Source organism: Bifidobacterium sp. AGR2158, from assembly GCF_000424225.1.
Classification (GTDB): domain Bacteria; phylum Actinomycetota; class Actinomycetes; order Actinomycetales; family Bifidobacteriaceae; genus Bifidobacterium; species Bifidobacterium anseris.
Genome location: NZ_AUJM01000011.1, coordinates 211,737 through 237,839, shown reverse-complemented (window position 1 = coordinate 237,839; position 26,103 = coordinate 211,737). Strand labels below are relative to the sequence as shown.

Sequence of the window (26,103 nt, the reverse complement as noted above, 5' to 3'; positions counted from 1 at the left end):
TGCGGTGTTATTGCTGATTTGGCTGTTTCGGCTGCTTCAGCGACATCGTATCCTGCTTCGGCGCCTGCGGACGATCGTCCTTTGCAGGCGCAGCCTGCTGCGCGGGCGCGTCGTCCTTCTCAGCTCCAGTCTCCTTCGCTGCACCCTCCTTCTTCGCTGCGTTTGTCTTCGCTGCGTCCTTCTTCGGCTTGAACGTGGAGAGCATGCCGAGGGCGCCGCGGAACGTGAGCGTCGGCAGATAGGCGCGCACGATCGCGATGCCGAGGTTCGCGAGTAGCGCCGAATCCGGGTAGCAGATGTAGACCGGATGCTCGGAGGGCTGGAACTTCTTCTTGAAGTTGTACAGCGACCTGAAGCCGTAGGCGGGTTCGAGCAGGTCGGCGACGAGCGCGAGCGAATGCTGGAGCATGACGGTGCCGTCGATGTTCGTGTCGTCGTCCGGTTTCGCCTCGGACGCATCGTGCAGTCCGGTCAGCGGCGCCGCCGACAGCGAGATGAAGTCGACCTTCTCGTCAGGATGCTCCTCATCCCAGTCGTGCATGCGCTGCGCCATGCGCGCGATGAGGAACTCCATGATGCCGTTGTAGCTGCCGGGACGGTAGCGCATGAAATCAAGCGTCCATCCGGCGATGTGTCCGTCGCGCCACGTCGGCAGCCAGCTCGTGACCGCCTGCACGACGCCGTCGACGTCGATCGCGTAGAGGATGCGCACGCGCGGATCCTTGAGTTCCTCGACGCCGCCGAGCGTGAACTTCATCTCGGGCAGCGCCTTGCCTTGTGACCACTGTTCGGAGATCTCCTGGATCTGCGTCTGCACGTCGGCCGGCGCGTCCTCGTAGGTGCTCATCTCGTCGGTGATGCCTTCGCGCTTCGCCTTGTTGATCGCGGTGCGCACATCCTGCCATTTCTTGCCGGTCGTCTTCCAGCTCTGTGGGTCGATGACCATCTCGTCGCCGACCATGATCGAATGCCAGCCGAGCGTCGCCAGATGGTCGCGCGCCGGCTGATGGACGGCGTAGAACACCGGCGACCACGAATGGTCGCGGCAGAAGCGCGCGAACTCGTCGAGGTCGCTCATCCACTCCTCGGGGTCGCCGAAGGGGCCGGTCGTCGTCAGCGCGATGTGGTTGAGCACGCGATAGGCGACGGCCGAACGGCCGGTCGGCGAAATCCAGTACTCGTTGCCCTCCCACGTCGTCATGAAGCTCATTGATTCGCCGCCGTGCTCGACGAGCTCCTCGGCGCGCGCACGAGCCTTCCTGTCGTAGTCGATCGTCGCGTTGAGCCATGCGAAGGCGACGACGACGAAGACGACCCAGAACACGATGCCGACGCCCTGGTAGACGAGGGAGGCGATAGGCGTGTCCGGCATGAAGGCCAACCGCGTGTTCGTCAGGAAGCCTATCGGCAGGAACCGGCCGGGCAGTTCGGCGAGCAGCACGCGCAGGCCCGGACGCGGTGTGAAATCGCCGGGACGCGTCAGGCCGAAGATCAGATAGACGGCCGCGCATGCCACGAAAGTCGCGCCGAGCACGATCAGACCGATGCGCAGCGGACGCGCCTTCGTGCGAATCGAGAAGTCCGGCAGTTTCGCGATGATCGCGATGGCGTACAGCAGCGGCACGAGCGTGTTGACGAGGCACGTCTCGATCGCGCGCCCCGAGAACGCCGTGGCCGAGCTACCGAGCGCGAAGGGCATCACCAAGTAATAGCTGACGGTGATCACGCTCGACGCCAGATAGAAGACAATGCTGCACACTGCGGCCGTGCGGCGGCCCAGATAGACGCCCCAGGCGAGCGCGAGCATGACGAGCAGCGGCAGCACCGAGCGGATCAGGTCGCCGGTCATGCTTGCGCGCATAAGCTCGTACTGCCGGAAGCAGCCGCTCGTGACCTGTCCGTGCATGCAGCTCGCGAGCTTGCCGGTGTTGACCGAGCCGGGGCTGAGCACCCATGCGAGTCCGGTGAGCGGACCCGCATGCGAGCGCGACGTGGCGGCTACGATCGGGCCGAGCGCGAGCACGGCGCCGATTGCGCCGAGGATGCGGCGCGTCTCGGACGAGCTGCTGTACTGCCAGTGCCACGCCTCGTCCTCAATCGGCGGCCCGGCCATCGCGCGGCCGATGAGTTGGCCGGCGACGGCGGCGACGAGCATGCAGTAGTCGCCTGGGTTGCCGCCGTAGAGCAGCACGACGAGGATCGCCGTGTAGCCGATCAGCCGGATGCGCCGACGCCACAGCTGATAGGCGAAGGCCGTCGACGCGAACAGCGCGCCGATGACGAGCACGAGCGGCGAGAGCGTGAACGGGACGTGGTAGATGATCGCGTTGTCCTGCAGCAGCGTGTTGAAGCCTGCGCATAGCAGCAGGCCGAAGCCGATGCCGACGACGGCGCTCGTCAGGCTCGCGCCGACCGTGCGCCACACGCCCATCATCGGTTCGGCGATGCACAGCATGCACAGAATCAGCAGCGCCTCGACGACAAGCTGGAAGACGCTGCGTGTGAGCACAAGCGACGGCATCAGCCTCGCGAGGTCGAAGGCGCCGAGCGTCGTGCGCATCGACGCGTACGGCAGCGTGCGGTGCTGCACCGCATACCACAGCCACCAGCACAGGTTGACGACGACGAAGGCGAAGGTCGTCCACAGCGCGAACCGCTGCTCGTGCGCCCACCGTCGCAGGTCATGGCCGAGCTGGGCGCCCACCCCGCCGTCGTCATGCGGCCGTCGCGCCGCCGTTGCGCCGTTCATTGCAGCACCTCGATTCCCGGATTCGTCTCCATCCGCTCTTCCTTCCGTTGCCGTCGCTCGTCGGTGCCGGCCTCGCCGTCCCGACCCCCGCCGACGTCCAGTCCCATCCGGTCGCACAGCCACGGCAGCGCGACCGCGAGCGTCTCGTTGACCGCCCGCCAGTCATGCCCCGCGTCCTTGACCTTGATCTCGACGACCTTCCATCCGGCTTTTTTCGCTTCCTCACCAATCGTAGCGATGTTGGCCGTCGAGACGACGTCCTTTTCTCCGGCCGCCAGAATCATCGTCTGGTTCGACGGCGCGTGCGCGCGCAGTGCGTTGACGGGCACCTGTCGCTCGTAGGCGGCCCGATCGCCGCCGAAATAGCGTTCGACCATCTGTTCGACGCTACCGTCCGTCGGCGCGATCTCGCCGTCCACGGCGAGCACGTTGCCATACAGTTCCGGATGGTTCGGGCCGATCTGCGTCGAACAGGTGCCTCCTTGCGAGAAGCCGCCGATCGTCCACTCGTCCGGATTCTCACTCACCGGCAGGTTGCGCCGGATCCAGTCGGGCACGTCGCGCGTCAGGTAGGTCTCCGCCTTGCCCCATCGGGTCGTGTCCGAACACAGCGAGTTGCGCGAGGCCGCCGTGTTCTGGTCGGGGGAGACGACAATCGGCGCCAGACCGTCATGTTTGTTCGCGTACCGCGTCAGGTCGGCGATTGTGTCGCTCGCCGTGAAGAAACGCGTCGGACTGCCCGGCTGGCCGGCGAGCATGACCATGACCGGCAGCTTCGGCGGCCGTTTCGCGAGCGCCGCCGGCGGCAGCCACACGAGTCCCTTGCGCGCGCGGAACTTCGACGCCGGGTTCGGGATGTCCACCGACAGCAGCTTGCCTTCCTTCGCCGGCGTCACCTCGCCGGCGTCGACCTGCTTGGCCCATGCGTCGACGCTGACCGTGTCGAGTGAGATGTGCAGCGTCGAGATGTGCGGATAGGGCGAATAGTCGACGAGCGAACCGATCGTCTGGTATTCGCCGTAGATCGCGTTGACGCGCACGCCGGTGGCGACGAACGTCAACGGCACCATGACGATCGCGAGCGCGCGCCGCCAGCCGCGCGTGCCGATGGCGGCGGCGACGAAGAAGCCGAGCAGCAGGAATCCGACGGCGCAGGCGATGATGACGTCCCGTCCCAGTTCGACGCCGAAGAGCACGATGCCGTTCGAGACGAACCAGACGGCGGCGCCGCCGACGAGGCCGCAGATGAGCGCGACGAGCCCTTGTCGGGCGAGCGCGCGGCGGTGTGTCCGGTCCGATTGCGCGATGATGAGCGTGGCGAGTCCGAGCGCGACGAGCGCCCAGAACAGGATCGGGAACCATCCGCGCGTGATGCGGATCGCGTAGAACCCTTCCCATGCGGTGGCGCAAGCCATGATCGTCCTCCCATCGGTGGCGGCTGCAACATCCTTCGACGCCCGCGTGCGGGCGGTACACACTGTAACGGCGCCGTCGGGTGGCGCGCCGACGATTCGCCGCATCGCTGAACCGGGCGCCCGATGCCGCCGGCTCATCGCACAGCGGATTGTCAGCTTGTCGGGGGACAATGGTCGCGCCCTTTCCCGTCGGGAGACCGTACCGCCGACTCATCGCGGACGGATCGGCACTGGTGAATCCAAGAACCCAAGACATCTGGAGCGGCAAGACAGTGGACAACGAACAACGGCGAGCAGACGCCGACATCGAGGAACTGACGATCCGGACGATCGACCCGGAGCAGGCCCGCGCGATGCGTCCGCGCGGCGCACACGGCACACGCGCCGTCTGGGCGGTCGTCTACGCCGTCGTCTTCCTGCTCGCCGACTACGCGGCGCTCGCGATCATGCAGTGGGGCGTCGCGCTGACGTCGACGCGCGTGCAGCTGTCGAGCGCGAACGAGGGTCTCGGCGCGATGTGGCACAAGATGTTCACGCAGGGCAACTGCGTGCTGCTGCTCAACCTGCTGATTATCGGATTCGTCTATCTGATGTTGCTCATGGCGACGAACCGTTTCTGGGTGGCGACGCCGATCCTGCTGTCCGTGGCCGCCGTCATCGCCGCTGCCGAAAAGATGAAGATCGCGACGCGGTACGAGGCGATCCTGCCTTCCGACCTCAACTTCCTTGGCGGCAACACCGGCGACCTGATGAAGTTCCTGCCGCCCGAGGCGGGCGGCATCATTGCCATCGCCGCCGCGATCATCGTCGTCTCGATCGTGGTCGCCGTCGTCTGTTGGCGTCTCGACCCGCGCCGCGGCGCGCTCATCGCCGGCGGCAACAAGGCCGTCGGCGCCTGCACGCGCATCCTGCTCATGCTGCTGCCCGCGCTTGCCGTCGCCGGCTACGCGCAGTCCGTCGGCAGTGTCGGCTCGTGGGGATACCACGTCTCGCGCGGCATGGGTGACAAGCCGTCGATGTGGGATTCCGTCTACGACGCGCAGCGCAACGGCGTCGTCGTCTCGTTCCTGCGGCAGGTCGATCCGAAGGTCATGGACATGCCCGCCACGTACAGCAAGGAGACGATGGACGAGGTCGCGGCGCGCTACGCGAAAGAGGCGGCGGCGATCAACGAGAAGAGGACGCATTCGCTCGACGACAGCACCGTCGTCTACGTGCTGTCCGAATCGTTCTCCGACCCCACGCGCGTGCCCGGCGTCGAACTCAACAAGGATCCGATGCCCGACATCCGCAAGATCAAGGGGGAGACGACGAGCGGCCTGATGCTGTCGTCCGGCTACGGCGGCGGCACCGCGAACCTCGAATACATGGGACTGACCGGCATGAGCATGGTCAACTTCGACGCGTCGCTGACGAGCCCCTACCAGCAGCTCGTGCCCGGCGCATGTTGGACGCCGAGCGTCAATCAGCTGTGGGGGCCGCCGAGCAACTCGATCGGGCTGCATCCGTATGAGCCGAGCATGTACTCGCGCGAGACGAACTACAAGAAGCTTGGCTTTTCGCATTTCTACGCGCTCAAGGGCGAGGACATCATCGCGCATCAGGACAAGATCGACGATTCGCCGTACGTCTCCGACGAGGCGACCTACAAGAGCACCGTCGAGGAGATCCGCAAGAGTGACGGCAACCAGTTCCTGCAGGTCATCACGATGCAGAACCACATGCCGTACAACGACTGGTACAAGGACAACGAGTTCGAGGTCACCGACGCGGCCGGCTCGGACAAGCCGCTCACCGACAAGGAGAAGAAGTCGATCCGCACCTACGCGAAAGGCATGGAGCTGACCGACGAGGCGACGAAGGATTTCCTCGAGGAGCTCGACGGGATCGACAAGCCGATCACCGTCGTCTTCTATGGCGACCACCTGCCCGGCATCTACTCGACGGCCGGCGCGGACGCGAAGAACTCGATCGGGCTGCATCTGACCGACTACTTCATCTGGTCGAACAAGGCGTCATGGAGCCACGACACGAAGATCGAGGACAGCGCGTACACGTCGCCGAACTTCTTCATCGCGCAGGCCGCCGAACAGATGAACGCGAAGGTCTCGCCGTACATCGGCTTCCTCACGCGCATGCACGAGCATGTGGCCGCGATGGAGCCGCCCGTCGTCAACACGATCCAAGGCTGGGACCGCATTCCCGAAGGGCAGGCGATCTACCTCAACGAGGACGGCGAGCCGATGAACTACGCGGACATGGACGCCGCCACGAAGCAGCTGCTCGCCGACTACCGTCTCATCCAATACGACATCACGGCCGGCGCGAACTACCTCAAGGACACCGATTTCATGACGTTGCCGAAGTGAGACCGGCCGCCCCGCGCGGCGTCGCCGGTATGCACATCACGATCCCCTGACATTTTACCCAGAGTAAAATCTCGGGGGATTTTGTTGTCATCGTCTATTCTTGTAGTTGGTAAAACGTTTTACCGACGTGGTGATGATGTGATGCACGGATAGATAAGCCTGTGCGCATCGCCGCTGAGATTGGATTCAAAGGAGAATACCATGGGAAAGAAGATCATCCTCGACTGCGATCCCGGGCATGACGACGCCGTGGCCATCCTGCTCGCCCTCGGCAACCCCGCGATCGACTTGCTGGGCGTGACCACCGTCGGCGGCAACCAGAGCCTCGACAAGGTGACCTACAACGCCCGCGCCGTCCTGGAGAAGGCGCATGCCGTCGATGTGCCGGTGCACATGGGCTGTGGACGCCCGCTCATCCGCGAGCCCGAAGCCGCCGCGACGATCCACGGCCAGAGCGGACTCGACGGCGTCGAGCTGCCGGTGCCGAGCCGCCCGCTCGACGAAGGACACGCCGTCAACTGGATCATCGACACGATCATGTCCAACCCGCCGCAGACGATCACGCTCGTGCCGACTGGCCCGTTGACGAACATCGCGATGGCGGCCCGCCTCGAACCGCGCATCGTCGAACGCGTCAAGGAGGTCGTCCTGATGGGAGGCGGCTACCATGTGGGCAACTGGAGCGCCGTCGCCGAATTCAACGTGAAGGTCGACCCCGAAGCTGCGCACATCGTGTTCAACGAATCCTGGCCCATCACGATGGTGGGTCTCGACTTGACGCATCAGGCGCTGTGCACGCCCGCCGTGCAGCGGCGCATGGAGGACCTCGGCACCGATCTCGCATCCTTCGTCAGCGGGCTCATGGACTTCTTCCGCGCCTCCTACCGCGAGAATCAGGACTTCGTCGATCCGCCGGTGCACGATCCGTGCACGGTCGCGTACCTCATCGACCCCACCGTCATCACGACGCGGCGCTGCCCGGTGGACGTGGAGATCCACGGCGACCTCACCCTCGGCATGACCGTCGCCGACTTCCGTGGCGCCGAGCCGCCCGCCGAGCAATGCCACACGCAGGTCGCCGTCCATCTGGACGTCGAGAAGTTCTGGAACCTCGTTATCGACGCCATCAAGGCGCTCGGCTGAACCGGGCGCAAGCCCAAAGGGATCAACGAAGATTCAACGAAAGAAGCATCCATCATGTCCACATCGACGAAGCCCGTCGCACCCGTGAAGAACAACGGCGACGGCAAATCCATCGTCGCGCTCATGGTCGCGCTCATGGCGGCCATCTTCGCGTTCCAGCTCAATGCGTCCATGCTGTCCCCGGCGCTCACCACAATGGCCAATCAGCTGCGCAGCGACGACGCCCAGATAGGCATGACACAGACGGTGTTCTTCACCGCGTGCGCCGTGTTCTCACTGTTCCTGCCGCGACTGGGCGATCTTGCAGGACGCAAGAAGGTGCTCATCGGCATGCTCGCGCTCACCGGCATCGGCTGCTGCATCTCGGCGCTCGCCGTCAACGTGCCGATGCTGATGGTGGGACGCGTCATCCAGGGCGTCGCAGGCCCGGTCGTGCCGATGACACTGCTCATGCTGCACGCTCGCGTCACCGACGATGCGCACTATGCGCGGCTTATGGCCATCCTGACCGCCGTCAACGGCGGCATCGGCGGCGTCGACGCGCTGCTCGGCGGCTGGCTCGCCGGCCACTTCGGCTTCCGCTCGATCTTCTGGGTGATGGCGGGCGTCGCGCTCCTCGCGATCATCCTCGTCTGGCTCTTCGCCACCGAAAGCCGCGCGCAGGAGAGCGAGAAGATGGATTGGCTTGGCGTGCTGCTGCTGTCCGCGGCCTTCCTCGCCGTCTATCTCGCCATCGACCAGATCCAGAAGCTCGCCGGCGCCAACTGGTGGCTCGTAGCGATCGAGCTCGTCGCCGGCGCCGCGCTGTTCATCGGCTTCTGGCATGTCGAGAACCATAAGAAGAATCCGATGGTCGCCACCAAGTACCTCAAGCAGCGCCGCACCTGGGGCCTGCTGCTCACCACGCTGCTGACGATGACCGGTGTCTTCGCGATCATGAACGGCATCGTCCCGGCGCTTGCGCAGGACACGCAGTTCGGCGCGGGCATCTCCACCGACACCGTCTCGCTGTTCACGCTGACCCCGTACGCGCTTGTCGGTCTGGCCTTCGGCCCCGTCGCCGGTGTGCTCGCATCCAAGCGCGGATACCGCTTCGTGCTGCGCGCGGGTCTCGTCGTCTCCGCGATCGCGATGGTCTTCGGTATCTTCGTCTGCCACGGCCCCGCGATCTGGAACCTCATCGTCCTGTCGGTCGTGCTCGGCGTCTCGTATGCGGGCACCGCGAACATCATGCTCAACGGACTGGGCATCGTGCTTTCCCCGGAGGACAATCCCGGCTACCTGCCCGGACTGAACGCCGGCGCATTCAACCTGGGAGCCGGATTGAGCTATGCGGTGCTGTACGGACTGCAGAAGGCGTTCACGGCATCCGGTGGCGCGACCTTCGGGTACATGGCGTCGATGGTCGGAGGCATCATCCTGCTCGCCCTCGCCCTCGCCTGCTCGTTCCTGATCCCCAAGCCGCAGCAGGAGTAGCAATCCGACGCGGCCTATGACGCGGTTGCCGGCGGTCATGCCGCCGGCAACCGCGTCTGCATTGTGTCGGGCAGGAGGGCTGCGATGGTTATAGGCGGTGCTTGAAATAGGCGAAGAGGTCGCGCTCGCGCACGCACAGCGCGCCGGCCGTGGCCCCGGCGAGGGCACCCAAAGCGGCGGCGAGCATCGGGCGCAGCGTCAGAACGACGATCTGCTGCGGCGCGGAACCCGCCCACAGATGCATGACGGACAACGGCAACGGCAGACACAGCACGGTCGCCGCGAACGTCCAGCTGGTCGTCTCCAGCATCATCTGGAGCACAAGCGCCGTTTTCGGTACGCCGCAATGCAACGCGGACGCCAATTCGAGACGCCGCGTCCACACGGCGACGAAGCCCAGCGCCAATGCGACGCCTCCGGCCAGCGCGGGCATCCACGCCGTTGCGCGAGATGAGAACAACGTGGAGGAATCAAGCCGGGCTCCGAACCTTGTGTTGAGCTGCCGTACGGTGGGGCGGTTGTCCCTGTCGTCGGACACGGTGCCGACGCTGAGCAGCGCCAATGATTCGATCGAATCGGGGACGGGCCATGTCTTCACCAGGCATTCGTCGAATACGCCGTCCCGGGGCACCGGCTGCACGACGGCATAGGTTGCATTGGAGCTGCGTCCGTCCTCGGGGGAAGGGTAGACCCCGGCGATTGTCGCCGGTGTGTCGTCGGCGAGCCTCGCCGTCTGCCCGCTTGCCAGGCCGAGCGTCTCGGCAGCCTGACCGGACGGCCAGATGCCGCTCGATTCGGAGCCGGTAAGCGCGCGTGTATCGCGGCTGTTCGCGGAGGCCAGCGCCTGCACCGCGCCCGGCGTCGCCTCCAGCAGCGGCAGCGACGTGGAGGGGAGTACGGCGAACGATATGCGCGTCTCGGCGGTCCGGATCGCGCCGGCGGCATGCACTCCCGGGACGTCGGCGAGCGACTCGCAGGATCGCGCGTCGATGCGGCCGGGATACTCCACGACGTAGGTCGAGGCCCCCGAGGAGACGTAGTCGTCGATGCGTTCGCCGATCGAGCGCAGTTGGAACAGCTCAGCACCTGCGGCGGCGAGCATGATGGCCATAAGCGCCGCCGCGTACAGCAACGCATGCGTCGTGCCGGTAAGGATGTCGCGCATGGCTTCGCTGGTCACGCCGCGCAGCCGCATCTGCGCTCGCTGTGCCCAACTGTGCCCGTTCCGTGCTGCGCTCATTGGTAGTCCCTCAGATCGATCACGTCGGTGCATGCGTCGCGGGTATCTGGATCGTGGGTGGCGATGACGACGATGACGCCGGATCGGCCCAACGCGTGAAGATGGTCGTTCACTTCCTTCGCGGTGTGCCGGTCGAGCTGCGCGGTCGGCTCATCCACAAGCAGCAGCTGGGGTGCGGTGGCGATGCCTCGAGCGAGCATCAGACGTTGCGCTTCGCCGCCGGACAGGTCGCAGAACCTGCGCATGGCAAGGGATTTGAGTCCAAAAGCGGCAAGCAGCGCAAGCGCGTGGCGGTTCGCCGCCTCGCGACGCTCGCCGCGTGCGATGAACGGCAATGTCATATGATCGAGAGCGCTACGGTACGCGACGCCGTGCGGGTTCTGCTGCACCCAATGCAGCTGTTCGCAATGCACACGTTCGACGCTTCCCTCCAACGGCGTGATCCATCCGGCGATGATCGAAAGCAACGTGGATTTGCCTGAGCCGGACGGTCCGATCAATGCATAGACGTGACCTGCGTCCAATCGGCGTGTGAGGCCATGGAACAGCATGTCCGCACCATCATGACCTCCGTGGCTCGCATGGAAGGCGTGGCCCACATCGTGCAACAGGACCGTTGCGTCCATTGTGTTCGCCGCGTTCATCGGCAACTCACCGTCTTGTCGGCGGGCACGTCAACATGCTCCAATGTGCCTGATTGCGGGGAGACCATCGATCTTCCCAGCTGCGAGGCCACGATCGTCACCTGCTGTGGCCTGCCGTCGACGGTCACGCAGCCCTTCCCGCTGCTTACACCGGTCAGTGCGGACGGAGGAACGATCGATACTGCGCGCGGTTCTGCCAGCGACCACTGATAGATGACGTCGACGGACGAGCCGTCTGCTGCGGCGGATTGCTGTGGTGATGCGCCCGAGGACGACGATGCCGAAACGCCCGATCCGCTGCCGGAGAGCATCGACTGGTATTCGCGGCTCGCCGCGATTGCGTTGAGGAAAGCCGGATCGTTCATCTGTGTGACATCGTCGTCTATTTCGAAGGTCTTGTCGGATATCGTCACCGTGCGTTTACCCGCCGCCGGCTGCCCGTCCGCATTTTCGGGAGTACGGATGATTGCGACGTTGGTGATGATCGGGGCGGTTTGTGCGATGTTGTCTCCTGCATGGACCTGCGCGCCGACTCGCACCGGGCATTGACGGATTGTCATCGCACTGGCGGGTTGCCACAGAATCTGAGCTGGATTGAAGCTCCATCCGTTGTCCGCCGTGATGAGGGGAGCCCCGGTCTTCTCGGCGAGCGCGTTGAACGCGGCGATGGAGTCGGAGGAGAACGTATCCGTATCGGGGGCCGCATATCCAAGGTCACGTAGTGCGTCATGCAACGAGCGCACATCGTTTCCCTGCGTGCCGATGGCGAGCGGCCGGTACAACGGGATGCTGGTATGCAGCGACAGCACGGCATGATCGTTGATGGAGAACATCGACGTTCCCGAATGCAATGCGGCGCCGGCGGTGCAGGTGGAGGAGGTGAGCGTCCCGTCCTGCGGCATCTGCAATGTCGAAGCGCTGCTTTGGGTGAGACGGAAGGTCACGGCGCGCCGATCGTCGAAGACGCCGTCCTCGACGGTCATCGTGCCGGCTGTCGCCTTCGAGTCAAGGTCCTTGGGAGGGATGGGGCGTATGAGAAGCAATGCAAGTCCCATGCCGATGGCGAGCATGACCGCGCAAAGCAACACGATGACTGACATGCTGATGCGCGGCGTGTGGCGCATGCTCCTTGGGTGCGTGTGATTGTTCATGGGGATGGCTTCTCTCGTGATGTTGCGAATTCGGCCTTATGCGTTGGGGTTGGCGTTGCAGGCCCAGTAGGCGGGTGATTTCTCGGCGTCGTAGTCGGCACGTTGCTCGTTGAAGTATTTGCCGAAATACTCGTCGTCGAGGTTGGGGTCGGTGACGATGCGCTTGTAGTCGTCGGCGGTCATTGTCTGGTCGGCAATATCATGACGCTTGAGGCAGGCGACAAGCGCCTCCACGGAATCGGAGTCGGGATCTTGCCCATCGAGCTGATGCAGCTGCTCTACATAAGGCAACGCAGTGTCGGCGACACATTCTTGTATGTATTCATCTATTTGATCGACGCTGACTCCGGGAGGAAAACGTTCACTTCTTCTGCCGTCCGTTCCCTCGTATTCCACGGTGGCGCCCTTCTCCCCGAGGCAGTCGGCATACATCTGTCTTACCTGATCAAATTCCGCATCGGTAATATGCTCATCGATGAGCATCTTTCGTACGACATCGGATTGTGTCATATCGTATGCTTTTTGAAAAGTGACGGAATTTGCTCCCGTGAACGTGACATCGTTCTTGTCGAAATTGACTGGTTGTGCGGATTGTGATTGGCCGCAACCTGCCAGTATGGCCGCAACGCATAATGCTGAGAGTAAGGCAATCATCTTCCTCATCGCTATCCCCGTTTCTTCATTGAAGCTTTGGGACATCATGGATGAAGCGTTGAGGTTCTGTCCATCACTGTGCACATTTTGGGTATGGGATTGTATGGTGAGGCCATTGAGATATGTGGTGGAATGACATAAATGCCGAAGATCATGTTGGATGACGGAACCGTGCATGACGTGTAGCCGGCTCGAACGAATAGCGGGGCGGCATCATCGATGCCGCCCCGTGCTATGAAGATGGTATTAGGTGCCGTCAGCCCTTGAGCGCCTTCGCGCCGATGTCGTGACGGTAGAACATGCCGGTCGTGTCGGCGCCGTCGAGGATCGCGTAGACCTTGCGCTGCGCCTCGGCGAGCGTCGGCGCCGAGGATTCGACGAGCAGCACGCGGCCGGAGTTCGCGACGAGGCCGTCACCGTCGCGCGCGACGCCCGCGTAATAGACGTGCGAGTCGGCGTCGACGTGCAGCTCGGGGATGCGCGCGCCCTTGACGACGTCGTTCGGATAGCCGTCGGAGGCGAGCACGACGCCGAGCGTCGCGTTGTCCTCGTCCCACGTGAACTCGGGCGTCTCGCCGTTGAGGATCGCGTCGATCGCAGTGCCGAGATCGCTCGTGAGCTTCGGCAGCACGACCTCGGTCTCCGGGTCGCCGAAGCGTGCGTTGAACTCGATGACCTTCGGGCCGTCAGCGGTCGCGATGAGGCCGGCGTAGAGGATGCCGGTGAATGGCGTGCCGTCCTGCGCCATCGCCTCGACGGTCGGCTTGACGATCGTCGAGATCGCCTCGTCGATGACGTCCTGGCCGATCTGCGGAACCGGGCTGTAGGCACCCATGCCGCCGGTGTTCGGACCCTGGTCGTCGTCGTAGGCGCGCTTGTGGTCCTGACTGATCGGCATCGGCCAGAAGTTGGTGCCGTTGACGAAGCTCATCAGCGAGAACTCCTGACCTTCGAGGAAGTCCTCGATGACGACCTTCGCTCCGGCCGAGCCGAAACGATGGTCGACGAAGATGTCGTTGAGCGCGGCGACGGCCGTCTCTTCATCCATCGCGACGGTCACGCCCTTGCCGGCGGCCAGACCGTCCGCCTTGATGACGATCGGCGCGCCGTGCTCGTGCACGTATTCGACGGCCGGGGCGAGCTCGTCGAAGGTCCTGTAGGCGGCCGTCGGAATGCCGTAGCGCTCCATGAGCTGCTTGGCGAAGTCCTTCGAGCCTTCGATCTGCGCGGCGGCCTTGCGCGGGCCGAAGGCCTTGATGCCGGCTTCGGCGAAGGCGTCGACGATGCCGTCGATGAGCGGGACCTCGGGGCCGACGAAGACCCAGTCGTAGTCGTTGTTGCGCACGAAGTCGATGAGCGCGGCCTGATTCGACGGCGCGAGCTGCAGTGTGCGGATGCCCTCGTCGAGCTCCATGCCCGGGTTGCCCGGGGCGACGGTGACCTCTTCGACGCTGCCGCCGCGCAGCAGCGCGTCGGCGATCGCATGCTCACGCGCACCGGAACCGATGACCAAAACCTTCATGTCTCTTCTTTCTTCGGGGGAGTGGTTGAAAAAAATCGTTGGAAACAACGCAAAATCGTCGGGGGAAGACAACGCGGAAGGCCGCACGCGTGACGCGCACGGCCTTCGGATGGCTCAGACGAGCTCGACGTCCTGTCCGGACTTGTCGACGACGGCGCCGATGCGGTACGCCGCCTCGCCCGCGTGGTCGAGCAGGTTCATGACCTCGTCGACGCGGTCGGCGGGCACGGCGACGACCATGCCGATGCCCATGTTGAAGATGTTGTACATCTCCATATGGTCGACGTCGCCGGCCTTCTCGATGACGTCGAAGATCGGCGGCACCGGCCAGGCGCTCAGGTCGATGCGCGCGGCGAGGCCGTCAGGCAGCATGCGCGGCACGTTCTCGATGAAGCCGCCGCCGGTGATGTGGGCGACGCCGTGCACGAGGTCGGCCTCGAACAGCGGCATGAGCGCGTTGACGTAGATCTTCGTCGGCGTGAGCAGCACGTCGCCGAGCTCACGGTCGCCCAGCTCGGGCAGGCGCGTGTGCACCGTGTAGCCGGCCTGCTCGAAAAGCGCCTTGCGCACGAGCGAGAAGCCGTTTGAATGCACGCCGGTTGACGGCAGGCCGATGAGGACGTCGCCGGAGCGGATCGCGGAGCCGTCGACGATCTTCGCGCGCTCGACGCAGCCGACCGTGAAGCCTGCCAGATCGTATTCGTCGGCGTCGTACATGCCCGGCATCTCGGCGGTCTCGCCGCCGATGAGTGCGGCGCCGGCTTGCACGCAGCCGTCGGCGACGCCGGAGACGACCTGTTCGAGCACGGCCGGGTCGTTCTTGCCGCAGGCGATGTAGTCGAGGAAGAACAGCGGCTGCGCGCCCTGGGCGACGACGTCGTTGACGCACATCGCGACGCAGTCGACGCCGATCGTGTCGTGCTTGTCCATGAGCTTGGCGATGACGAGCTTCGTGCCGACGCCGTCGGTGCCGGAGATGAGCACCGGCTCTTTGTAGTCGAGCGAGGCGAGGTCGAAGAGACCTCCGAAACCGCCGATGCCGCTGACGACGCCCGGGCGATCCGTGCGTGCGACGTGCGATTTGATGCGCTTGACCACTTCGTAGCCGGCTTCGACGCTCACACCCGCGTCTTCATATGCTTGTGGCATGGTGACCTTCCTGTCCGCCGCGTAGATCGGCGAGTTGTTCCATTGGTGTTCGGATGGTTGATGGGATGGTCCGCGGACGCAAGGGGCGGCCTAGATGTTCGGGACCATGTATTCGGTCGGCTCGTCGGAGGCGTGCTCGCCGAAGGGCTTCTGGTGCATCGTGTATTCGGTGCCCTCGTACATCGTCTTCTTGCCGTTGTATCCGGGCAGCGTGACGCGATCCTCGGGGGTGAGCGAGGCGAGGAAGTCGGCCTCGTAGTCGTCGAGCGCGGTCGGGTAGTCGCCGTTGAAGTAGGCGACGCACAGGCCGCCGTACGGCGCGTCCGCGTTCAGTCCGATCGATTCGATCAGGCCATCGAGGGAGAGGAACGCGAGCGAGTCCGCGCCGATGAACTCGCGGATCTCGTCGACCGATTTCTTCGCGGCGATGAGCTCCTGCGTCGTCGAGATGTCGATGCCGTAGAAGCACGGGTATTTGAGCGGCGGCGAGCTGATGCGCATATGCACCTCGGCGGCGCCGGCCTCCTTGAGCAGCTGCACGATGCGCTTCGACGTCGTGCCGCGCACAATCGAATCGTCGATGACGACGATGCGCTTGCCTTTGACGACCGATTTGACGGCGGAGAGCTTCATGCGCACGCCCTGTTCGCGCAGCGCTTGCGTCGGCTGGATGAAGGTGCGCGCGACGTACTGGTTCTTGATCAGGCCCATCTCGTTGGGCAGTCCCGCCTCCTCGGAGTAGCCGGAGGCCGCCGATAGCGACGAGTTCGGCACGCCGATGACCATGTCCGCGTCGACCGGCGACTCCTGGGCGAGGCGCGCGCCCATGCGCTTGCGTGCGGAATGCACGTTGACGCCGTAGATGTCCGAGTCGGGACGCGCGAAGTAGATGTACTCCATCGAGCAGATGGACAGCTGCGTGCGGCTCGTGTACGTGTGGATGCGGTAGCCGGAGTCGTCGATGACGATCATCTCGCCCGGCTGGATGTCGCGGATGCGTTCGGCACCGACGACGTCGAGCGCGCAGGTCTCGGACGCGAGCACGTAGGCGCCGTTGGACATGCGGCCCAGGGACAGGGGGCGGAATCCGTTGGGGTCGAGCGCGCCGATCATCTCATGTTCGGTCATGATCAGATACGCGAAGCCGCCGTGAATCGTGTTGAGCGCCTCCTGCAGCTTGTCGGTGATCTTCGCACGCACCGAACGGCGGACCAGATGCATGAGCACTTCGGTGTCCGAGTTCGAATGGAAGATCGCCCCCTCGTCCTCGAGCGCACGGCGCAGCGAGAAACAGTTCGTCAGGTTGCCGTTGTGGCACAGCGCCATGTCCCCGTCATGGAAACGGAAGACGAAGGGCTGGATGTTGTCGATGCCGCCGGAGCCGGCGGTCGCGTACCGGACATGGCCGATCGCGGCGTCGCCCTGCAGCCGCTGGATGTCCTTCTCGTCCTGGAACACCTGGGTGAGCAGGCCGAGCCCGCGGTGTCCGATGAGATGGCCGTGGTCGTTGGAGACGATGCCCGCCCCCTCCTGTCCACGATGCTGCAATGCGTGTAATCCGAAGTAAGTGAGACGCGCGGCATCGGGATGTCCCCATACGCCGAAAATGCCACATTCCTCATGGATCTCTTCGAGTTCAGCCGACAAGCCAAAACTCCTTCCACAACTGGAGACAAGGGATTCGCTACGGGATAAACCCTAGCAAGTGTCGGCTACATCGGAAAACCGCGGTTTCACGAAAACCGCATGATTTCGCCGATTCTACGTCGCGACCGCATTCACATGCCGGACAGCGCACCTCAATATGCACAGCCCCGGGCACCTCGAAACGGGTGACCGGGGCTATGCACGGACGACGTCAGAGCCGTGCATGGATGACGTCACGCGCGCGTGAACTGCCCGGCGGCGGCGAAGGGGCGGGCGGCGATCGGGGGCGCCGGGCGCAGATGGTCGGCGAGCAGCGGCACGTCGGTGCGCAGCGCATCGGGCGCCGTGAACAGCGTGCGGCCGGCGCGCACCGACATCACGACGTCCGCGCGTTCATACACGGCGCCGAACGCGTCGGGCGCGTCGAGGACGACGAAGTTCGCCGGCTTGCCCTCGTCGATGCCGTAACCCTCACGCAGCCCCAGCGTCGTCGCGCCGTTGACGGTGAGCAGGTCGAGCGCGCGGTCGATCTCGGCGGGCGTCATCATCTGCGCCAGATGCAGCACGTAATCGAGGATGATCATCATGTTGCCGTTGCCGAGCGGATACCACGGATCCTGCATCGAATCCTGGCCGAGCGAGACGTTGATGCCCGCGTCGGTGAGCTCCTTGACGCGGGTGATGCCGCGGCGCTTGGGGAAGGTGTCCTGACGGCCCTGCAGATAGAGGTTCTCGGTGGGTGCGCACGCGAAGTTCATGCGCGCCTGTTTGAGCAGTTTGGTCAGATGGAAGAAATAGCTGTCGTCGGCCGAGCCGAGCGAGCAGGTGTGGCTCGCCGTCGTCATCGCGCCGATGCCCTCGGCGTGCGCGAGCGCGGCGAGCAGCTCGGCGAAACGCGAGTTCGGGTCGTCGGTCTCGTCGCAGTGCACGTCGATGAGCCTGCCGTAGCGGGCGGCGAGCTCGACGGTCGTGTGGATGGAGCGTTCGCCGAACTCGCGGCACGCTTCGTAGTGGGGGATCGCGCCCACGCAGTCGGCGCCCATGCGCAGTCCCTCCTCGACGAGTTCGGCGCCACCGGGATACGAATATATGCCCTCCTGCGGGAACGCGACGATCTGGATCGTCACGAGGTCGGCGAGCTCCTCGCGCAGTTCGAGCAGCGCGCGCAGCGACGTGAGCTGTGGATCGGTGACGTCGGCGTGTGTGCGGATGTACTGCACGCCGTGGCGCATCTCCATCGCCACCGCACGGCGTGCGCGCGCCTTCACCTCGTCGACCGTCAGATCCGCCTTCGTCTCGCCCCAGCGCTGGATGCCCTCGAACAGCGTGCCCGACGTGTTCGCGGCGCCCGGCTTGCGCGACGTGAACACATAGTCGAGATGCAGATGCGTGTCGCAGAACGGCTCGCTGACGAGCCGTCCGCCGAGGTCGACGACGTCCATGCGCGCGAGGTCGCGGCCCTGCGCGGCGAGCTGCGGCGCCAGATCGGGTCCGATAAGCCGGAAGCGGCCGTCCTCGACGAGCAGGTCCTGCAGACGGTCGTGGCCGCGCAGTGCGGCGTTCGTGAAGAGTGTGGCGGTCATCATATGCCCTTTCGTGTCGTGACGTGTCATGTCATGTCATTGCGGCCCCGTGACGTGCAGGTAACGGCGGCCGCGGCCTTGCGTAATCCTTGGCCGCTATTGTCGCCGTCATCATTTGCAGGCGGATGGCGTCCGTGTGAATGCGCGGAGGCCGGGAATGGACGGTTTGTATGACGGTGACGGTGAGGGAAGCGCTCGAAAGATCCGTGCTCGCGCAGGCGGACCCGGTTGTTGAGGCAGCCGACGCCTCGCTCGGCAACGCCGTCCGATGGGCGTACACGAACGAGCGCTACGACGTCGCGCGCTTCCTGTGCGGAGGTGAGCTCGTCATTGTTGAGGGCAGTGCGCTGTTCGCGCATCTCGACGACGCCGAACTCGCGCGGTACGTCGATTCGCTCGCGGACATCGGCGCCGCCGGCATCGTCGTCGAACTCGTCGAAGGGTTGCGCGAAGTGCCGCCGGCGCTGCTCGAACGCGCACGTCGACGCGCGCTTCCCGTCATCGGACTGCGTGCGCGTATTCCCTTTGTGGACGCCTGCCAGAGCGTGAACACGCTCATCGTCAAGGATCAGTTCCTCGTGCAGATGGAGGTGGACGCATTGTCCACCGTGCTGCGGCGCGAACTCGCGCAGGCGCACGACGTGGGGCAGGTCGGCGCGTGCCTTGCGCGCATCTGTGGGGAATCGGTCGCGATTTTCGACGCTGACGGACTGCCGGTCGCCTTCGCCGGCCCGCGCATCCACTCCGGCGACGAGCCGACCGTGCTCATCGCCGTCGAACGTCAAGGAGTGCCGATCGCCACGCTCGAGATCTCGCAGCGCGTGCGCCTGTTCGATGAACGCACGCGCACGCAGATCGCGCAGGTCGTCTCGCAGGTCATGGCGGCGCTCATGCCGTGGGACGTCTCCGTGTCGATGACCGCGCGCATCCTCTCGGGCCCCGCCGACGGCGTGCATGCGGACGCGCGTCAGGCGGCCGACGTCGCCCAGATGCTCGGCGCGCTCGGCGCAGGCGGGGAGATGGCGTACTACCCGTTTGCGATGGGGATGCGTTCGCTTGTCGCATCCGCGGCCGGCATGGAACGGCTGCTGTCCGGATTCGCGGCGATCGATGGTGCGCGCACGCTGTGCCTGCTCGAAGGCGGCGTGCTGTTCGGCGTCGTCGGCGTGCCGTGCGCGGCGAAGACGAGTGGTGATACGGACATTGTGAGGACGGACGCGGCGGCGTGCGTGGGCGATCCGGCGGCGCTCGCGGTGACGTGCGCGCGAATACTCGCCGACGTCGTGGCCGACGGCGGCGACGTCTGGGCGATCGGCGGCCGCGCGAGCTTGGAGGCCGGCATGCTCGCCGACGTCATCGGCGTCATGCGTGCGACGATACATGACGCCGCGCCGCCGTGGGGGACGATGCGCACCGTGTACGACGGGCTGCTCGCACGCTTCGCGCACGTCGCACAGACGGGGACCGCGCTCGCGATGCTGCTCGGCGTCATGCTCGGCGAATCGCTGAAGGACGACGACGTCGCGCTCACGACGCTCGCTGCCTGCTTCGCGGCTGGGGACAACAGGACGCGGGCATGCGCGTCGCTGGGCATCCGTCGCCAGACGCTCTACAACAGACTGGACAAAGTGCAACGTCGTTCCGGCATCACGCCGGACGACGGCGTCGCATGGTCGTTGCTGCTGTTCGCCGCGCAGCTCGCGCTCTCGACGCGTGACGGCCAGACGTCGGCGGGGACGCAATCAGCTTGGGTCGGCGCGGATCGTTGTTGACGAAACGTCCTGCGCGCCGATGGACGCATTAACGGCACGTTCATGACGAGGCAAACGCGGCGCGGGATAGTCGCGGATAGCACGGTGCATCGGCCGTGACAATGACAAGCGATCAAACACGACCAACGGTCGGAAAGGTGGGATGCCATGAGCGCCATAACGGATATGGGCATGGAGGTGCGCGAACTGGAGGGCGTCGCACGTTCCTCGGTGGATGAACGGCAGGGCATGGTACGCAAGGTCGCGCTCTCGTCGTTCCTCGGCAACTTCATCGAATGGTTCGACTACGCCTCGTATTCATACTTCGCCACGGTGATCGCCGGCGTGTTCTTCCCGTCGGCCGACCGCACCGTCGCATTGATGCAGACCTTCGGCGTGTTCGCGCTGTCGTTCGTGCTTCGGCCGGTCGGCGCGCTGTTCTGGGGTCATTTTGGCGACCGGTTCGGCCGCAAGCGTGCGCTGAGCCTGTCCATCCTGCTCATGTCGGGCGCGTCCTTCCTCATCGGCTGCCTGCCGTCCTATGCGGTGATCGGCCTGGTCGCGCCGCTGCTGCTGCTGGCGCTGCGCATGGTGCAAGGCTTCTCGGCGTCCGGAGAATACGCCGGCGCGGCCACGTTCCTCGGCGAATACGCGCCGGTGAAGCGCCGCGGCATCTACTGCTCGTTGATCCCGGCGTCGACCGCCATCGGCCTGCTCGCCGGTTCGACGCTCGCGATGGTGATGACCTCGCATCTGAGCGCGGCCGCGATGGGCGGCTGGGGTTGGCGTGTGCCGTTCCTGATGGCCGGCCCGCTCGGCCTGATCGTGCACTACATCCGCAACAACGTCGCCGATTCGCCGATCTACGAGCAGATGAACGCTGAACTCGAGCGCAAGCAGGAGGGTGCATACGATGCCGGGCGTCCCGTCTCGCCGCTGCGCACGCTGTTCCGCCACCACTTCAAGCAGGTGCTGCTGAGCTTCGGCGCGTGCATGCTCAACGCGGTGGGCTTCTACACGGTGCTGACCTATCTGCCGACCTATCTGACCGAGACAGTGGGCATGGCCGTCTCCGAATCCTCGCTCGTCACGACGATCTGCCTCGTGCTGTACATCGGGCTCGTCTTTGCGATGGGGCACATCTCCGATCGATTTGGACGCAAGAAGGTGCTCATCGGCGCCTGCGTGGCCTTCATCGTGCTGACCGTCCCGGCCTTCATGATCCTCGAGACCGGCGCGTTCTGGCCGGTGCTGCTCGTCGAGCTCGCGCTGTGCGCGACGCTCACCGCCAACGACGGCACGCTGTCGAGCTACCTGACCGAGACCTTCCCTACGAGCGTGCGCTTCACCGGATTCGCGTTCAGCTTCAACCTCGCGAATGCCATCTTCGGCGGCACGGCGCCGTTCATCGCGACATGGCTCATCTGGGCCACCGGCTCGCCGATCGCGCCGGCCTGGTACATGGTGGCGACCGCCGCCGTCGCGCTCGTGGCGATGTGCCTGTCGCATGAGAACACCGAGAAGGATCTGGGCGCGATCTGAAATCAGCATCGATCAGTCGAATCAACGCGGCGGCAATCAATCAACGCAGCAGTAATCAATCAGCGGAACATCAATCAACGGAGCACATAAGGAGAAGACGATGACCTACCGCATGGACGAAATGACATGGCCTCAATTCGCGGCGCGCAAGGACAAGCCGGTGATTGTGCCGATCGGGTCGACCGAACAGCACAGCCAGCACCTGCCGATGCAGACGGACGCGACGCTCGCCGCATGCATCGCCGAGGACCTCGCACAGGCCGTGGACGGCACCGTCATGCCGACGCTCAACTACGGATACAAATCGAAGCCGCTCTCCGGAGGCGGACCGCTCTTCCCCGGCACGATCGACATGAACGGCGCCACCGTCATCGCGCAGATGCACGACGTGCTGCGCGAACTCATCGACGACGGCTTCACGAAGATCGTCGTCATGAACGCGCACTTCGAAAACGAGGCGTTCATCGTCGAAGCCATCGACCTCGTGACGCGCGAGACCGGCGGCGTCGCGACGATCATCGAGACGAACTGGTGGGATCCGCTCACCGCGGACGTCATCGACGAAGTGTTCGCCGGCGACCTCGAGTTCCCCGGATGGGCGCTCGAACATGCGGCCGTCACCGAGACCGCGCTCATGCTGCACTACGCGCCCGAACTCGTGCACATGGACCGTATCGTCTACGAGGAGCCGGTGACGCCCAAGCCGTACGTGCGCTACCCGGTGCGCGAAGGCGACGTGCCCGCCTACGGCGGCCTCGCCGATCCGCGCGGCGCGACGGCGCAGGCGGGAAGGCTGATGGCCGAGGCGTGCGTGCGCGAGGTCGCGGCGATCTGCGCGGCGGAGTTTGCGTGACGGGACACGCGTAAGGCGGGGCGCGTGCGGCAGGCGCGACGGCGCTCGCGGCACGCGGGATTCGACAGGTTCGAACGTTTGTTCGATAATGGAGGGCATGGACGCACGGAGCTATCTCGCCATAGATCTCAAGTCGTTCTACGCATCCGAGGAATGCGTGGAGCGTGGGCTCGATCCGCTCGACGCCAATCTGGTCGTCGCGGATCGCTCGCGCACGTCCAAAACGATCTGCCTCGCCGTCTCGCCATCGCTCAAGGCGTTGCTCGGCATCGGCGGCCGTCCGCGGCTGTTCGAAGTCGAGGAACGCATGCGCGACATCAACGAGCAACGGCGGCTGCGCGCGCCGGGACGCCGCTTCGCAGGTGCATCGACGAGCGCGGCCGCGCTCGCGGCGGACCCGTCGCTCAAGGCGGAGGTCATCGTCGCGAAGCCGCGCATGGCGCATTATCTCGAAGCGAGCGCGCGCATCTACGGCATCTATCTGCGCTATGCGGACGCGCGGGACATCCACGTCTACTCGATCGACGAGGTCTTCATCGACGCCACGTCGTATCTGGGATACTTCGGCTGCGACGCGCATGAACTCGCGCGGCGCATCGTCGCGGACATCATGCGCGAGACCGGCATCACAGCGACGGCAGGTATCGGCACGAACATGTATCTGGCGAAGGTTGCGATGGACGTCGTCGCCAAGCACATTCCGGAGGACGAGGACGGCGTGCGCATCGCGCGGCTCGACGAAATGGAATACCGGCGCGCGCTGTGGGCGCACCGGCCGCTCACCGACTTCTGGCGCATCGGGCCGGGCATGTCGCGCACGCTCGAACATCACGGGCTGCTGACGATGGGCGACGTCGCGCGCTGCTCGGTCGGCTCGCCGAACGACTACTACAACGAGGGGCTGCTCTACCGGCTGTTCGGCGTCAACGCGGAGCTGCTCATCGACCACGCGTGGGGATGGGAGCCGTGCACGATCGCCGACATCAAGGCGTACCGTCCGCACGACTCGACGATGAGCTGCGGGCAGGTGCTGCACGAGCCGTACGCGTACGCGCGGGCGCGCACGATCGTGTTCGAGATGGCCAACGAGCTCGCCTACGACCTGCTTAGGCACGGCGAGATGACCGATCTGGTCACGCTCACCGTCAGCTACGACGCCACGAGCCTCGGCGGGGCACGCGGCGAGGGGTATGCGGGACCCGTCGTCGCCGACCGCTACGGCAGACGCGTGCCGAAAAGCGCGCACGGTTCGCATCGGATGGGCCGGGCGACGGCGAACGCGGCACGGCTGCGTGAAGCCTTCGCCGAGATCTTCGAGCGGACCGTCGACCCGGACCTGCTCGTGCGGCACGTCGCCGTGAGCGCGACGAGGGTCGATGATGGGTCGAGTGTCGGCGGATCGGATGGGCGCAGCGTCGGGGCAGGCGCCCCGCATGGCGGAAGGTATGAGCAGCCGGATCTGTTCGCCGCCGTCGACAATACGGATGGCGCGGATGATGGCAGTGTGGACGGTGGGGGTGGCATGCGCGGGACGGACGGTCGCGATGGCAGCTGTGACGGCGACCGTGAGGGCGACCGCGATGCGCGCGAACTCGCCGTGCAGCGCGCGTTGCTTGGCATTAAGGGACGCTTCGGCGGCAACGCCGTGATCACCGGGCGCAACCTCGAGGACGGCGCGACCGGTGTCGAACGCAACGGGCAGATTGGAGGGCACGCCGCATGAGCCTCGAACGCACGCATCGCTACGACGATATCATCGACATGCCGCATCATCGGTCGCAAGTCCATGCGCCGCTGTCGGCGGCGCAGCGGGCTGCGCAGTTCATGCCTTTCGCGGCGCTCGCTGGATACGAGGAGATCATCGAGGATGCCGCACGCCCACGCGTGCGACGCATCGAACTGGGGCAGGACGCGCGCAAGGAGCTCGATCGGTGTCTCGCCACGCTGCTCGCGCGCTTCGACGATGCGCCGCGCGTCGCAGTGACGTACTTCGTGCCTGAGGATGACGGGAGCCGGCATCGTGGTGGAGGTCAGCATGGCGGAATCGGTGGCGGAATCGATGGTGGAATCAACAGCGAAGTCGACGAGGAATTCGGCACGTATGTGACGGTGCGCGGCGCGGTGACGCGCTATGACGGGACGGCGCACCGGCTGCTGATCGTGGATGAACACGGCGCGGCGTGCGTCGTACCGTGTTCGGACATCGTGCGCATCGTCGTCGACGGATGAGGGCGGCGGTGTCGGCGGATGCAATCGATGGGTGAACTCGGCGCATGAAAGTGGTGTGCGCGGTGTGAAGGTGGGATGCGCGAAGCGTGAAGGTCGCGCGTGAAGCGTGAAGATTGTGTCGAAAAACATCGTGAAACAGTCGCGGTGTCCGACGTTGTCATCGTCTGATTTGTTAGGATGGAAGATAAGTTGAGACCATCGTTCTACAAACGATGGATGCGCGACGGACACCGGTCGCATGTCGGTCGCACGCAAGGAGGACGGCGCCACCCGCCGTCGCCGAGGTCAAGGAGTTCGGATGGAAACCACGGAACCGCAGCAGACGGAATCGAAGCAGCCGATGTCGAAGAAGAAGATCTGGATCATCGCCGTTGTCGGCGTCGTCGCCGCCGCGCTCGTCGCCGTCGGCATCATCGTCGCGCTGCGCTTCAACACGAAGGAGGACGCGTCTGCCGAAGCCAAGCCGTCCGCGTCCACATCGCAAAGCGCGGACGCGGACAAGGAAGGTGAGGACGGCGAGAAGAAGAAGGTCACGCCATCGACGACCGATCCGGAACAGGTCATGAAGAACTACGAGGAGTTCATGACGAAATATGCGTACTACGCGAAGCTGCTCAACAGCCAGGACGGCCTGCCGGCGGACGAGGTGGACGGCTACATCGAATGGAACAGCCAGATGGAGGACATCCTCGCGCAGTTTGAGGCGGTCCAGGACACGGAACTCACCCCCGAGCAGAAGAAGGAGTTCGACGCGATGCTCGACCGTGTCGATGACATGATGGTTGAGGCCACCGGTTCGGAACTCGTGCGCACGCCGCGCACGGCCGAGGAGGCGGAAAAGCTCGCCGAGGAACGCAAGAAGGCCGCCGAGGAGTCGAGGAAGGCGCTGACCGGAGGCTCCGGCTCGAGCGACGATGAGTCGGGATCGTCGTCGCAGACGAAGTGAGGGCGTAGGCCGACGCATATCGCCGGAGCGGCCGCCATGG

The 26,103-nt window shown here is 65.0% G+C and carries 19 protein-coding genes; 9 read left to right on the top strand and 10 right to left on the bottom strand.

From position 1 onward, the window contains the following. Window positions 1-7: 7 nt before the first annotated feature. Both G606_RS09425 and G606_RS09420 read right to left on the bottom strand, forming a co-directional pair. Window positions 8-2,749: a bifunctional lysylphosphatidylglycerol flippase/synthetase MprF gene (locus G606_RS09425; RefSeq protein WP_081663869.1), complete on the bottom strand. Its 2,742-nt coding sequence runs from the start codon at window positions 2,747-2,749 to the stop codon at window positions 8-10. Then, on the bottom strand, window positions 2,746-4,164 hold the full coding sequence (locus G606_RS09420) for an alpha/beta hydrolase-fold protein (RefSeq protein WP_081663868.1): 1,419 nt from the start codon (window positions 4,162-4,164) through the stop codon (window positions 2,746-2,748). The genes G606_RS09425 and G606_RS09420 overlap by 4 nt, the downstream gene beginning before the upstream one ends. Window positions 4,165-4,517: 353 nt before the next feature. On the opposite strand from G606_RS09420, the gene G606_RS0101335 reads away from it, so the two are divergent. From G606_RS0101335 to uriT, 3 genes are all read left to right on the top strand, one after another. Continuing rightward, on the top strand, window positions 4,518-6,533 hold the full coding sequence (locus G606_RS0101335; protein WP_196799989.1) for an LTA synthase family protein: 2,016 nt from the start codon (window positions 4,518-4,520) through the stop codon (window positions 6,531-6,533). A 201-nt stretch (window positions 6,534-6,734) separates the two neighbouring features. After that, window positions 6,735-7,676, top strand: a complete 942-nt coding sequence (gene uriH, locus G606_RS0101330) for a uridine-preferring nucleoside hydrolase UriH (protein ID WP_026644484.1) — start codon at window positions 6,735-6,737, stop codon at window positions 7,674-7,676. Window positions 7,677-7,730: 54 nt separating this feature from the next. Next, window positions 7,731-9,152 (top strand): uridine transporter UriT, encoded by a 1,422-nt coding sequence (uriT, locus tag G606_RS0101325; protein WP_051198311.1) that lies wholly within the window; start codon window positions 7,731-7,733, stop codon window positions 9,150-9,152. Between the two features lie 88 nt (window positions 9,153-9,240). Here uriT and G606_RS0101320 read toward each other — a convergent pair whose 3' ends face one another. The 8 genes from G606_RS0101320 to G606_RS09415 form a co-directional block, all read right to left on the bottom strand. Further along, window positions 9,241-10,392, bottom strand: coding sequence for a hypothetical protein (locus tag G606_RS0101320; protein ID WP_026644482.1), 1,152 nt, complete (start codon window positions 10,390-10,392; stop codon window positions 9,241-9,243). Then, window positions 10,389-10,943 carry an ATP-binding cassette domain-containing protein gene (locus G606_RS0101315; RefSeq protein WP_231371370.1) on the bottom strand — a complete coding sequence of 185 codons (555 nt, stop codon included), beginning with the start codon at window positions 10,941-10,943 and terminating at the stop codon, window positions 10,389-10,391. The genes G606_RS0101320 and G606_RS0101315 overlap by 4 nt, the downstream gene beginning before the upstream one ends. An 89-nt stretch (window positions 10,944-11,032) precedes the next feature. Next, complete coding sequence (locus G606_RS0101310) at window positions 11,033-12,019, bottom strand: hypothetical protein (RefSeq protein WP_133120887.1); 987 nt, start codon at window positions 12,017-12,019, stop codon at window positions 11,033-11,035. A 204-nt stretch (window positions 12,020-12,223) separates the two neighbouring features. Further along, on the bottom strand, window positions 12,224-12,889 hold the full coding sequence (locus G606_RS11100) for an LptM family lipoprotein (RefSeq protein WP_133120886.1): 666 nt from the start codon (window positions 12,887-12,889) through the stop codon (window positions 12,224-12,226). Window positions 12,890-13,097: 208 nt separating this feature from the next. After that, window positions 13,098-14,363: a phosphoribosylamine--glycine ligase gene (gene purD / locus G606_RS0101295; protein WP_026644478.1), complete on the bottom strand. Its 1,266-nt coding sequence runs from the start codon at window positions 14,361-14,363 to the stop codon at window positions 13,098-13,100. Between the two features lie 114 nt (window positions 14,364-14,477). Further along, a complete protein-coding gene (gene purM / locus G606_RS0101290) occupies window positions 14,478-15,512 on the bottom strand; it encodes a phosphoribosylformylglycinamidine cyclo-ligase (RefSeq protein ID WP_026644477.1) in 1,035 nt (344 codons plus the stop codon). A gap of 90 nt (window positions 15,513-15,602) precedes the next feature. Then, window positions 15,603-17,159 (bottom strand): amidophosphoribosyltransferase, encoded by a 1,557-nt coding sequence (gene purF, locus G606_RS0101285; protein ID WP_026644476.1) that lies wholly within the window; start codon window positions 17,157-17,159, stop codon window positions 15,603-15,605. Between the two features lie 233 nt (window positions 17,160-17,392). Further along, window positions 17,393-18,742, bottom strand: a complete 1,350-nt coding sequence (locus G606_RS09415) for an amidohydrolase family protein (protein WP_081663921.1) — start codon at window positions 18,740-18,742, stop codon at window positions 17,393-17,395. 170 nt (window positions 18,743-18,912) lie between these two features. On the opposite strand from G606_RS09415, the gene G606_RS0101275 reads away from it, so the two are divergent. The 6 genes from G606_RS0101275 (at window position 18,913) to G606_RS0101250 (ending at window position 26,063) form a co-directional block, all read left to right on the top strand. Further along, complete coding sequence (locus G606_RS0101275) at window positions 18,913-20,514, top strand: PucR family transcriptional regulator (protein WP_026644475.1); 1,602 nt, start codon at window positions 18,913-18,915, stop codon at window positions 20,512-20,514. Window positions 20,515-20,742: 228 nt separating this feature from the next. Then, a complete protein-coding gene (locus tag G606_RS0101270) occupies window positions 20,743-22,035 on the top strand; it encodes an MFS transporter (protein ID WP_034523479.1) in 1,293 nt (430 codons plus the stop codon). Window positions 22,036-22,147: 112 nt separating this feature from the next. Further along, window positions 22,148-22,888, top strand: a complete 741-nt coding sequence (locus G606_RS0101265; RefSeq protein ID WP_026644473.1) for a creatininase — start codon at window positions 22,148-22,150, stop codon at window positions 22,886-22,888. A gap of 97 nt (window positions 22,889-22,985) precedes the next feature. Next, window positions 22,986-24,611: a Y-family DNA polymerase gene (locus G606_RS0101260; RefSeq protein ID WP_051198308.1), complete on the top strand. Its 1,626-nt coding sequence runs from the start codon at window positions 22,986-22,988 to the stop codon at window positions 24,609-24,611. Then, window positions 24,608-25,117: a hypothetical protein gene (locus G606_RS10620; RefSeq protein ID WP_051198306.1), complete on the top strand. Its 510-nt coding sequence runs from the start codon at window positions 24,608-24,610 to the stop codon at window positions 25,115-25,117. Before G606_RS0101260 ends, G606_RS10620 begins: the two co-directional genes overlap by 4 nt. A 298-nt stretch (window positions 25,118-25,415) precedes the next feature. Beyond that, window positions 25,416-26,063: a DUF6591 domain-containing protein gene (locus tag G606_RS0101250; protein WP_026644471.1), complete on the top strand. Its 648-nt coding sequence runs from the start codon at window positions 25,416-25,418 to the stop codon at window positions 26,061-26,063. The last annotated feature ends 40 nt before the right edge of the window (window positions 26,064-26,103 follow it).

What these genes read in the sequence shown, in the direction of transcription:
- purD (WP_026644478.1), bottom strand. Translation starts at nt 14,363, where the DNA reads ATGAAGGTTTTGGTCATCGGTTCCGGTGCGCGTGAGCATGCGATCGCC.
- purM (WP_026644477.1), bottom strand. Translation starts at nt 15,512, where the DNA reads ATGCCACAAGCATATGAAGACGCGGGTGTGAGCGTCGAAGCCGGCTAC.
- uriH (WP_026644484.1), top strand. Translation starts at nt 6,735, where the DNA reads ATGGGAAAGAAGATCATCCTCGACTGCGATCCCGGGCATGACGACGCC.
- G606_RS09420 (WP_081663868.1), bottom strand. Translation starts at nt 4,164, where the DNA reads ATGGCTTGCGCCACCGCATGGGAAGGGTTCTACGCGATCCGCATCACG.
- G606_RS0101310 (WP_133120887.1), bottom strand. Translation starts at nt 12,019, where the DNA reads ATGACCGTCGAGGACGGCGTCTTCGACGATCGGCGCGCCGTGACCTTC.
- uriT (WP_051198311.1), top strand. Translation starts at nt 7,731, where the DNA reads ATGTCCACATCGACGAAGCCCGTCGCACCCGTGAAGAACAACGGCGAC.
- G606_RS0101320 (WP_026644482.1), bottom strand. Translation starts at nt 10,392, where the DNA reads ATGAGCGCAGCACGGAACGGGCACAGTTGGGCACAGCGAGCGCAGATG.
- G606_RS0101270 (WP_034523479.1), top strand. Translation starts at nt 20,743, where the DNA reads ATGGTACGCAAGGTCGCGCTCTCGTCGTTCCTCGGCAACTTCATCGAA.
- G606_RS0101260 (WP_051198308.1), top strand. Translation starts at nt 22,986, where the DNA reads ATGGACGCACGGAGCTATCTCGCCATAGATCTCAAGTCGTTCTACGCA.
- G606_RS0101315 (WP_231371370.1), bottom strand. Translation starts at nt 10,943, where the DNA reads ATGCTGTTCCATGGCCTCACACGCCGATTGGACGCAGGTCACGTCTAT.
- G606_RS0101335 (WP_196799989.1), top strand. Translation starts at nt 4,518, where the DNA reads ATGCGTCCGCGCGGCGCACACGGCACACGCGCCGTCTGGGCGGTCGTC.
- G606_RS10620 (WP_051198306.1), top strand. Translation starts at nt 24,608, where the DNA reads ATGAGCCTCGAACGCACGCATCGCTACGACGATATCATCGACATGCCG.
- G606_RS0101275 (WP_026644475.1), top strand. Translation starts at nt 18,913, where the DNA reads ATGACGGTGACGGTGAGGGAAGCGCTCGAAAGATCCGTGCTCGCGCAG.
- G606_RS09425 (WP_081663869.1), bottom strand. Translation starts at nt 2,749, where the DNA reads ATGAACGGCGCAACGGCGGCGCGACGGCCGCATGACGACGGCGGGGTG.
- G606_RS0101250 (WP_026644471.1), top strand. Translation starts at nt 25,416, where the DNA reads ATGGAAACCACGGAACCGCAGCAGACGGAATCGAAGCAGCCGATGTCG.
- G606_RS0101265 (WP_026644473.1), top strand. Translation starts at nt 22,148, where the DNA reads ATGGACGAAATGACATGGCCTCAATTCGCGGCGCGCAAGGACAAGCCG.
- G606_RS09415 (WP_081663921.1), bottom strand. Translation starts at nt 18,742, where the DNA reads ATGACCGCCACACTCTTCACGAACGCCGCACTGCGCGGCCACGACCGT.
- G606_RS11100 (WP_133120886.1), bottom strand. Translation starts at nt 12,889, where the DNA reads ATGATGTCCCAAAGCTTCAATGAAGAAACGGGGATAGCGATGAGGAAG.